This is a genomic window from Alkalibacterium olivapovliticus, assembly GCF_003003275.1.
In the GTDB taxonomy this organism is placed as follows: domain Bacteria; phylum Bacillota; class Bacilli; order Lactobacillales; family Carnobacteriaceae_A; genus Alkalibacterium; species Alkalibacterium olivapovliticum.
The window spans coordinates 50,110-60,243 of record NZ_PVTO01000015.1 but is presented as its reverse complement, the minus strand read 5'-3'; the positions used below and the strand labels follow the sequence as shown (position 1 = coordinate 60,243).

General features: G+C 42.7%; 7 protein-coding genes and 1 other annotated feature (1 of these 8 only partly in view). Of the genes, 2 read left to right on the top strand and 5 right to left on the bottom strand.

Features of this window, described 5'->3' with window-relative positions:
* Nucleotides 1-226: 226 nt before the first annotated feature.
* Complete coding sequence (gene pepV, locus CLV38_RS08535; RefSeq protein WP_106194077.1) at nucleotides 227-1,636, bottom strand: dipeptidase PepV; 1,410 nt, start codon at nucleotides 1,634-1,636, stop codon at nucleotides 227-229.
* 195 nt (nucleotides 1,637-1,831) lie between these two features.
* Here pepV and CLV38_RS08530 point away from each other — a divergent pair, with 195 nt between their 5' ends.
* A complete protein-coding gene (locus CLV38_RS08530) occupies nucleotides 1,832-2,680 on the top strand; it encodes an NAD(P)H-hydrate dehydratase (protein ID WP_106194074.1) in 849 nt (282 codons plus the stop codon).
* Nucleotides 2,681-2,814: 134 nt separating this feature from the next.
* Nucleotides 2,815-3,078, top strand: coding sequence for a hypothetical protein (locus CLV38_RS08525; RefSeq protein ID WP_106194070.1), 264 nt, complete (start codon nucleotides 2,815-2,817; stop codon nucleotides 3,076-3,078).
* 76 nt (nucleotides 3,079-3,154) lie between these two features.
* On the opposite strand, the gene CLV38_RS08520 is transcribed toward CLV38_RS08525, so the two are convergent.
* From CLV38_RS08520 to leuS, 4 genes are all read right to left on the bottom strand, one after another.
* A complete protein-coding gene (locus tag CLV38_RS08520; RefSeq protein ID WP_106194066.1) occupies nucleotides 3,155-3,874 on the bottom strand; it encodes a 16S rRNA pseudouridine(516) synthase in 720 nt (239 codons plus the stop codon).
* Between the two features lie 54 nt (nucleotides 3,875-3,928).
* The gene (locus tag CLV38_RS08515) at nucleotides 3,929-5,590 is read right to left on the bottom strand and encodes a putative polysaccharide biosynthesis protein (RefSeq protein WP_106194061.1); all 1,662 of its coding nucleotides are present in this window, start codon (nucleotides 5,588-5,590) and stop codon (nucleotides 3,929-3,931) included.
* A 202-nt stretch (nucleotides 5,591-5,792) separates the two neighbouring features.
* The gene (locus CLV38_RS08510) at nucleotides 5,793-7,553 is read right to left on the bottom strand and encodes an ABC transporter ATP-binding protein (protein ID WP_106194057.1); all 1,761 of its coding nucleotides are present in this window, start codon (nucleotides 7,551-7,553) and stop codon (nucleotides 5,793-5,795) included.
* Nucleotides 7,554-7,622: 69 nt separating this feature from the next.
* On the bottom strand, nucleotides 7,623-10,040 hold the full coding sequence (gene leuS / locus CLV38_RS08505) for a leucine--tRNA ligase (RefSeq protein ID WP_106194053.1): 2,418 nt from the start codon (nucleotides 10,038-10,040) through the stop codon (nucleotides 7,623-7,625).
* 54 nt (nucleotides 10,041-10,094) lie between these two features.
* Nucleotides 10,095-10,134, bottom strand: a binding site (T-box leader); it runs 167 nt beyond the window's last position.

The window sequence follows — 10,134 nt, the reverse complement described above, 5'->3', positions numbered from 1 at the left end:
GTCTTGCAAGCTCATCCGTTCTATTAAGCCTTGGTATGAAGTTTCTGTTCGTCAGTGCAAGCATTTGCGTCCGACTTCCTTCAGATTCCGCCTCACGGCGGACACCCTTGTCTTTCGCTAACAGTTCCTACTGCCAAGTCTGTAGTGGACTTTCACCACCAAGTTATCGCCCATGCCGGGCGCACAAGAAAAAGGAAGATTCCGAGGATTCTTCCTTCCTTACTGATTATTTGACTAGTTCGTAAATGGCTTCAGCATAAATGGCCATCGCGTTCATTAAATCGTCTACTGCCATGAATTCATTTGCCTGGTGCATCGTATCGATGCTATCCGGGAACATTGCGCCGTAAGCAACACCACGTTCCATCAAGCGTCCATACGTTCCGCCTCCAATAACCATTTCGTGTGCCTCCAGTCCTGTCTGACGATGGTAAACGTCAAGCAGTGTTGTCACTAATGGATCGTTAGCTGGTACATAATGTGGTTCTTTACCTTCTGTTTTAGATAACTCAACGTCATATTGAGACAGTTTGGCTTTGAAACTCTCGAAAATGCCTTCTTCTGTCAAGCCTTGAGGGTAGCGCATGTTGACTGTGATTTTCCCACTCTCATTCGCTTTATAAGAGAAGACACCAGAATTAGAAGTCAGTTCACCCATAACTGCATCCGTATGATCAATTCCCAGTTTTTTACCTTCGGGATCATCGTGCAAGTATAATGTGATGACTTCAAGGAATGTTTTCGCATCCTTAGCGAAGTCAAAGTCTGACAGGAAGCGCGCGAGATACGTTGCAGCATTCACGCCGCTTGCCGGTTTACTTCCGTGTGCTGCTTTACCAGTAATTTCTACCGTTACTTTATCACCATCTACAGCTACCACACCTTTAACAGGCACTCCATCTAAGAAAGCGTTTAGTGAAGACTCAATTTCAGCAGGGTTGCTGCTTTTCACTACAGCTACCGCATCTTGAGGAACCATATTGGGACGCAATCCTGATTCAAATTCAACCAGTTCGTGAGTCGATCCAGTTCCGTCTGCTTTTGTTTCAATAAAGACTGTAGCATTCCCTTTTTCCCCATTAATAATCGGGAACGTAGCATCAGGTGAGAACCCGAAATCTGGCTGAGGTTCTGTTTCCAGGTAGTGCTTGATGCCTTTCCATTCACTTTCTTCATCGGTTCCGATAATAAAGCGAACTTTTTTCGAAACGGGCAGGTCCATGTCTTTGATCATTTTCAAAGCATAGTAAGCTGCAACTCCAGGACCTTTGTCATCACTTGAGCCGCGTGCGTAAATACGTCCATCTTTAATTACTGGTTCGAACGGATCCGTTTCCCATCCAGTTCCAGTCGGTACGACGTCCACGTGAGCGAGCACACCCATCAATTCATCACCGTCACCATATTCGATGTGTCCAGCCCAGTTATCTACATTTTTAGTGATAAAACCGTCACGTTCACCTAATGCGAGGAACGCTTCGAGAGCCTCTTTTGGCCCCGGTCCTACTGGCGCTTCATCTGTTGCTTTATTGTCATCTCTGACACTGTCTATACGTAATAAGTCAAACAGGTCTTTTAGAAACGCATCTTTGCGTTTCGCTGCTTCTGCTTTCCAGTCAATCGTCTGTTCTGTCATTCTTATATTCCTCCTATACTTTACTTGTCTCTTTTACCATTTTATCATTAATTTCATGAAACGCCAATCATTGAGGTGGATAAACCGGAGTAAATAAACAGATTCCTTCTTCGTCCACTCCGACTTTTTGAGAAACTGTTTTTGCGTGACTGTTTAATCTAGAAGGAGTAAACTGAACCAAAGGAGGGTTTTTCGATGGAAAAAATCACGAAAGAAAAAGTCGAAGCCTTTATTCCCAAACGAAAAAGAGACAGTTATAAAGGAACATATGGACGTGTTTTATTTGTTGGTGGTAATCAGAATATGGGGGGAGCAATCATGCTCTCAGCGTCGGCCGGTTTACACAGTGGTGCCGGACTCGTGACAGTAGCTACCCATTCAAGCAACCAGGCAGCGCTACATACCAGACTTCCTGAAGCGATGTTTTTACCGATGGAAGATCTTAACCAACTCGAAGAGAAAATCGATTCCATGGATGTGATCGTTGTCGGCCCCGGATTAGGTCGGGATACTTTGGCTTTGAATGTGCTTCAGACGGTTTACCAGACTGCCGGAAAAGATCAGCTGGTTCTAGTGGACGGGGACGCGATTTACCTGCATGTAAATGAAAAGTTGCCTGAAACAGAAGCATCTCTGATTTTCACGCCTCACCTTGGAGAATGGCGTACGATGACCGGGCTTCCGCTTGACGAACAGTACCTAGAAACCAATCAGGAAAAAGTAAAAGAACTGAACGCAGTGGTGGTCCTGAAAAAAAGTCGTACTGAGGTTTACTATGAGGAAGAAGTCTGGCAGAATACCACTGGAAATCCTGCAATGGCCACTGGCGGTATGGGTGACACATTGGCTGGTATGATCGGTGGCTTCGTTGCCCAATTTGATGATAACAAGAAGGCAGTGCTGTCTGCTGTGTATCTTCACAGTTATATCGGAGATGAACTGGCTAAAACACAGTACGTCACTCTCCCCTCTCATATTATCGAAAAAATACCGTTTACTATGAAGGAATTTACGAAAACTGCCGGCAAACTAAGTTTTATCTGATGAAAAATATTGCCCTGTGATTTCTCAGCACATCCTTTTTCTGTTTGCTCAAGTTTTGACCCTGTTGTCATCAGCCTTAAAAAAAGGTACACTTATTTAGACAATTTTTTAAGTTACAGTAAAGGATGTTTCGGATGAAAAGTAAGTTATGGTTTTCAAGTCTCTGGGTATTTCTACTCGGATTTATTTTAATGATGATGGGTCTGGATGTACTTTACTTTATCGGGATAGCGGTTTTTTTTATTTTCACTTTGTGGTCCACACCACAGGCTGCGCCCTACATCACCAAAGAAGCACATGAGCAGGAAAAAAAGAAAACTAAATGGACTATGGCGTTAGCCTTTGCCTACATTTCAGCTGGATTCCTGGCGCTGATTCTTCAAACGTTTGTACTATAATCCATATAAAAAGACATAAGAGCATTTGCTTTCATCCCTTTTTTATAAAAAGGATGAAGCAGCTCCTATGTCTTTTTTATGCGTTTCTTAGTAAATCCAGCTCTTCGGAAGTCAGCTCGCGGTATGCACCTAATTCTAACTGATCATCCAGTTTTAATGGGCCCATTTCCAGACGTTTCAGGTAAGTGACTTCTTTTCCGACAGAATGCATCATGCGCTTGACTTGATGAAATTTGCCTTCCTGTATCACTAATTTGATTACAGAAGTGTTAGTGTCTTCATTTACAGAAACGATATCCAGTTTGGCGGGTAATGTCTGATAGTCATCTTCAAGGATCACACCCTGTTCAAATACTGTCTGATCCTCTTCCGTCACGATCCCGTCAATTTCTGCATAGTACAGCTTATCAACATGGTGCTTAGGTGACAGCAGACGGTGTGTTAACTTGCCGTCATTTGTCAGAATCAGCAGCCCTTCCGTATCAATATCCAATCGGCCAACTGGATGAGGTTCCTGCAGACTATCCTGCATTTCCAGCAGGTCAAGGACTGTTTCATGCATATTATCCTCAGTTGCACTGATAACGCCTTGAGGTTTATTCATCATTAAATAAATGAATTCCTGATAGTCCAGCGTCTCTCCACTAACGGTTACGTGATCGACATCCAAATCGACATGTATTTTAGGATCAGTGACGATTTCATTGTTGACTTCAACGATTTTTTTCTTCAGTAATTTCTTGACTTCTTTACGTGTGCCTAACCCACTATGGGCAAGCAGTTTATCTAGTCTCATAAAAACTCCTTTAAAATACGGTATGCTTGTTTTTGATTCATTAGATTGTTGTTTTTAACTGATTCTCAATTTATTTCTGACACGTGCAGCTTGTCCACCAATCAGACGGTCAGCGAGTTTCGTTTTAAGAACGAGGTAACCGTAAATAACAATGCCGACAATAGCTAAAATCATGAGCGCTATAAGTGAGTGCACTTTGATTTCATAATTCAGAACAAAGCCTAATCCCCATTTTGCTATGAACGTCCCTATTCCCATGACAATGGAAAAAATAAGAATCAGAAGCGATCGTCTAAATAAACGGTTAGCTGAATAATGTGTGTGCTGATGCATAATTCGCATCATCAATCCACAGCTGACAGCAAATCCTGTGATGGTGGATAAGAGCATGCCGTATGGACCCAAATAGGCAACAAAAATGACTTGAGTGACGATTTTTACAACTAGTCCCAGGAAAAGAGCTTTAATTGCTGGTCTAGTTAGATTTGCTGCCTGCAGCATGTTACCAAGGACAGCATAAAGTGCTACGAAAATACTCATGATTGCTGATACTTGAGTGATGCCTGTTCCTAATGTGTTGTTTCCGTAGAAAATCGTATATAACGGTTCAGCAACCACCATCATGCCGATAGCAGCTGGGAACATGGCAAAGAGTAAAAGCTGAATTCCTTTCGAAAATTGTCTGCGTACTTCATTCATGTTCTTTTTAGCAATCAAGTCACTGATCAGGGGAACAGAAGCGATAGACATAGCCGTTCCAAATGAAGTGAGGACCATAATCAGTTTGTGTGCATTCGCCTGCGTGATTCCGTATGTTTGTTGGATATCAGCTTCGCTCATATTCGAAAATGCCGACATGATTGGGCCATATGAAATCTGATCAACAATCTGGAAAACGATAATGCCTGTTGCAATAACAATAAACGGAATCGACGTTTTGATGATATTGATGATCAGCTGATTAGGCGATACAGACACTTCTCCTTTGCTCTCTTCCGGTTCATAATTGAATGCCGTGTTCATCCGCTTCAGCACATACCCTAGGTAAAGCAGTGAAAACAGTGCTCCTATGAAGGCTGCAAACGTTGAAAAAGCAACGGCTGTAACCACTTCACCGGAATTGACCTGCCTGATGACAAAAACCGTCGACAGTAAAAATATAATACGGGAAACTTGTTCCAGAATCTGTGATATTGCCGATGGAGCCATTGTATTATGTCCCTGAATAAACCCTCTGGTCACACTCTGAGCCGGTATAATCAGTAAAGCTGGCGTAAGCGACCGCATGACTAATATAGCTTCATCTGTATTGGCAGATGGACTTGCTCCAGCTAGTAACGGGGCAATCAGATACATAATGATGGCCGACAAAACACCGGTAAACGCCATTATCTTAAGTCCCTGCTTGTAAATCGATTTGGAAACTTCATATTCTCCCAATGCATTATAGTAGCTAACTTGTTTTGATATGGCACTCGGCACACCTGCTGTAGCCAGAGCCAGGAAAAATCCATATGGTGTGTATCCCATTTGGTAAAGTGCATTTGCAGCATCCCCAGGACCCTGTCCGCCCATCCATGCGTACCATGGAATAATATATAAAGCGCCGAGTATCCTTGATATCATACTACCTGCTGTCATCCAGGCCGTTCCGCTGACCATTTTCTGATCATGTGACATTTCTTTGCCTATTACTTTTGATGTATCTGAATCCATTTACTGAAACCTCTTTTCAATCGTTTCCACTTTGCTTAAATTGTAAAAGTGGGGATGCTGCTTTTTCTTTAGTTTTGGTCGAAGAAAAAAGGAGCCTGATGCTCCTTTGTAACAGAGTCTATTATACTTCTTTATCTCAAAAGGTGCAATCTTTTAGACAAAAGATTCACCTTTTTCTCCTGTTCTTCGTCAAAATGTCACATCATTCATTCTTTAACTGCTGGTGGGCAAACGATCGGTACAAGGGGTGTGTCTTTAATAGTTCGTCGTGTTTTCCGACACCTGTCAGCTGCCCGTTTTCAATAAAGAGAATTTTATCCGCATCAACGATTGTACTTAAGCGGTGGGCAATGACGAATGTCGTGCGTCCATCCATGAGTTTCTTCAGTGCATCAGACACTTTTTCCTCAGATTGACTGTCGAGACTGGCGGTTGCCTCATCCATCATCAATACTTTTGGATCTCTTAAAAATGCTCTAGCAATATTGATTCGCTGTCTCTGTCCTCCAGACAGTTTCAAGCCTCGTTCTCCGATAGGCTCATCCAGCTGTCCGGGAAATTGTTTGACAAACTCTTTCGCATAAGCCATTTCAAGCACTTCCCACAGTCTCTCATCTGACACGGATTCTGCATCCGGTAAGCCGTAACTGACATTTGACCGAATAGTTCCAGACATCATAGCATTTTCCTGAGAAACATATCCTATTTGACTGCGCCATGAGTTTAAGGCGATTTGTTCAATTGGGTCATCACCTACACGTATTTCACCACTATCTGGTGTATAGAAGCGTTCCAGCAAGGCGAAAATAGTGGATTTACCGCCACCACTTGGTCCGGCAAAGGCTATTTTTTCTCCAGGACGCGTTTCAAACGATATCGACTGAAGTACTTCTTTTTCTGCTTCATACGCAAAACTCACCTGATCAAAAATTATGGGTAAATCAGCAATATTCTTCTCTTTCCCCTGTTGTCTGGCTTCTTCTTGCTCATCCAGTATTCCGGAAATCCGTTCTGTTGCTCCAGCTGCTTTCTGCATCTGCATGAAAAAGTTCATGAAAGTGATAACCGGGAAAATAATCTGGAACAGGTATAATAGAAAAGCAACGAGCTGTCCAGTCGTCATTATGCCCTGAGCAACTCTCACACCCCCATACCCAATTACAAATACCATGACTCCCATCATTAGTGTATAGATCAGAGGACTGATAATCGCCATATATTTTCCTTCTTTTAACCCGATCTGATAAAGTTTCGTTATGTCCTCCTGCCCTTTATCCTGCTCATATTGTTCGGCAGTTGATGATTTCATCAGTCTGATCTCAGCAATCGTCTGTTGGATTTTACCTGAGAATAAGGCTGTTTCGTCCTGCATTTCTCTGGATACTTTAGCGATCTTTTTACCTAGAGGACGCGTCATGATCAAGGCTAAGGGAACTGCCGTCAGCATGACAATCGTCATCTGCCAGTCCATCAACACAAGAATGATAAATATTCCAGTGAGAGACAAGATCCCATTAATAAACTGAGGGAAAAATGATGAAATAAGATTCTGAACGATTGTGGTATCATTTGTAATTCGACTGACTACTTCACCTGAAGCATGCTGATCAAAAAACGAAACAGGAAGTTTGATTACTTTATTCCATAAAAATGTTCTGAGTCCGGCAACTACTCGCTGGCCTATCTTATGCAGAACATAGTTTGAAAATCCATTAAATATAACCTGGAAAATAAATATCCCAATAATCAGCGCGACCATCCAAGGCGCAAACTGATCAAATTCGATGCCATCAATAAACTGTTGTGTTGCCAGTGGAATCATCAATTGGGTCAAAGTCGTCAACAGACTTCCGGCCAGTCCAATGGCTATCAGCCCTTTGGATATTTTAGTCGACCATACTAACTGCATAAACTTTTTCAAATCCTGCTTCGTAGGCGGTTTTGTTTCGGGTATCTTCTGCATATGTTTTCCTCACTTTTAGTGTAAAGCAGAAAAGGGAAGGCAGTGCCTCCCCTACTCCTACTCTTAGTCTTAATTCGCTACGACATTAACCAGTTTCCCTGGAACAACGATGACTTTCCGAACCGTTTTCCCTTCCAGATGTTCCTGCATTTTCTCATGTGTTAACGCCATTTCTTCCAAAGCCTCTTTTGAAATCGATTTAGATGCTATTGCCCTTGCACGCAGTTTACCATTAACCTGGAACACGACTTCCACTTCATCTGTCACCAGTTTTGCTTCATCGTAGGTTGGCCACTTCTCATAGGCAATACTGTTCTCACCTTTTGTAATCTTAGCCCACAACTCTTCAGATACGTGAGGCGCTACAGGTGCAAGCATCTGCAAGAACCCTTTTACGTAATCCAACGGCAGTCCTTCTGCTTTATATGCAGCATTGACAAAGACCATTAGCTGAGAAATACCAGTATTGAACTGCAGATTTTCAAAATCTTCCGTTACTTTCTTAACTGTCTGATGATAGACAACCTCAAGTGACTGATTATTATAGGTGGTTATACGGTCTCTGACCTTATCTTCTTCATCTACAAACAGGCGCCATACTCGGTCAAGGAATTTACGCGAGCCTTCCAGTCCATCTTCACTCCAGGCAATTGCTGCATCAAGTGGTCCCATAAACATTTCATACACACGCAATGTGTCTGCTCCAAATTTTTCAACGACTACATCCGGGTTTACAACATTGCCTTTTGATTTAGACATTTTTTCATTGTTTTCTCCCAATATCATACCCTGATTAAATAATTTCTGGAATGGTTCTTTGGTCGGAACCAATTTCAGATCATACAGGAATTTATGCCAGAAACGGGCATAGAGCAAGTGAAGAACCGCATGTTCTGCTCCTCCGATATACAGGTCGACCGGTAGCCATTGTTCTAGTTTTTTCGGATCTGCCAGCTGTGTTGTATTATGCGGATCGATAAATCTAAGGAAGTACCATGAGCTTCCAGCCCATTGCGGCATCGTATTTGTATCCCGTTTGCCTTTCATTCCTGTCTTCTCATCGACTACATTTACCCATTCTTCTATAACAGCCAGTGGCGATTCACCAGTTCCTGATGGTTTGATTTCTGTCGTTTTCGGTAGAGATACAGGCAACTCTTCTTCAGGAATTGTGCTCGTTGTCCCGTCTTCCCAGTGAATGACAGGAATCGGTTCACCCCAATAGCGCTGACGGGCAAACAGCCAGTCTCTCAAACGGTATGTCGTTTTTGTCTGACCGATTTCTTTTTCTTCAAGGTAGCCGATAATTTTATCAGTCGCTTCCTTCTGATCAAGTCCATTGATAAAATCGGAATTGATGTGAACGCCGTCTCCTGTATACGCTTCTTTTTCAACGTCTCCACCTTCAATAACCGGACGAATAAGCAAATTATACTTTTGAGCGAACTCAAAATCACGATCGTCATGAGCTGGAACTGCCATGATCGATCCTGTCCCGTATGATGCCAGTACATAATCAGCAATCCAGATTGGCATGTCTTCATTCGTCACAGGATTAACTGCATAAGCTCCTGTAAATACGCCTGTTTTATTTTTATTTAAATCCGTCCGCTCGAGATCTGATTTCTTGTTGGCTTCATTACGGTAAGCTTCAACAGCTTCTTTCTGCTCAGGCGTTACAATACTGTCGACCAGTTCAGACTCAGGTGCCAGTACAGCATACGTTGCGCCAAAGAGTGTATCAGCACGGGTTGTAAAGACGTCAAATGAATAATCTGTTCCTTTTACATCGAACCTAATTTCTGCTCCTTCAGATTTACCGATCCAGTTTCTCTGCATGTCTTTAATATGCTCTGGCCAATCAACTTCTTCCAGATCATCCAGCAGGCGGTCAGCATAAGCTGTGATTTTCAGCATCCACTGGCGCATAGGTTTACGGTAAACTGGATATCCCCCACGTTCTGACTTGCCGTCGATAACTTCTTCATTTGCAAGGACAGTCCCTAAAGCAGGGCACCAGTTGACAGGTACTTCTGCCTCATACGCGAGATCGTGTTCGACTAATTTAGTGAAGATCCACTGCGTCCATTTATAATAGTCAGGATCTGTTGTGTTAAGTTCCCGTTCCCAGTCATAACTGAAGCCAAGTGATTTGATTTGACGTTTAAATGTTTGAATGTTTTTCTCAGTAAATTCTGCCGGATCATTTCCTGTGTCTAGAGCATACTGTTCAGCTGGCAGTCCGAAAGCATCCCAGCCCATTGGATGAAGGACATTAAATCCCTGTGCACGCTTCATGCGTGAGACGATATCTGTCGCAGTGTACCCTTCAGGGTGACCAACGTGCAGACCTTGTCCTGACGGGTATGGGAACATATCGAGTGCGTAAAAATACTTTTTACTTTCATCTTCTGTTGTCTTGAATGTTTGATCTTTATCCCAGAAATCCTGCCATTTCTTCTCTATCGTACGGTGATTAAAAGACATTTTGTTCTCTCCTTTGTATTTAAAAAGCCCTATAAATAACAGCAAAGCTGCTACTTATAGGGCGTGTATGATCGCGGTACCACCTATATTTACC

What these genes read in the sequence shown, in the direction of transcription:
- pepV (WP_106194077.1), bottom strand. Translation starts at nt 1,636, where the DNA reads ATGACAGAACAGACGATTGACTGGAAAGCAGAAGCAGCGAAACGCAAA.
- CLV38_RS08530 (WP_106194074.1), top strand. Translation starts at nt 1,832, where the DNA reads ATGGAAAAAATCACGAAAGAAAAAGTCGAAGCCTTTATTCCCAAACGA.
- CLV38_RS08525 (WP_106194070.1), top strand. Translation starts at nt 2,815, where the DNA reads ATGAAAAGTAAGTTATGGTTTTCAAGTCTCTGGGTATTTCTACTCGGA.
- CLV38_RS08520 (WP_106194066.1), bottom strand. Translation starts at nt 3,874, where the DNA reads ATGAGACTAGATAAACTGCTTGCCCATAGTGGGTTAGGCACACGTAAA.
- CLV38_RS08515 (WP_106194061.1), bottom strand. Translation starts at nt 5,590, where the DNA reads ATGGATTCAGATACATCAAAAGTAATAGGCAAAGAAATGTCACATGAT.
- CLV38_RS08510 (WP_106194057.1), bottom strand. Translation starts at nt 7,553, where the DNA reads ATGCAGAAGATACCCGAAACAAAACCGCCTACGAAGCAGGATTTGAAA.
- leuS (WP_106194053.1), bottom strand. Translation starts at nt 10,040, where the DNA reads ATGTCTTTTAATCACCGTACGATAGAGAAGAAATGGCAGGATTTCTGG.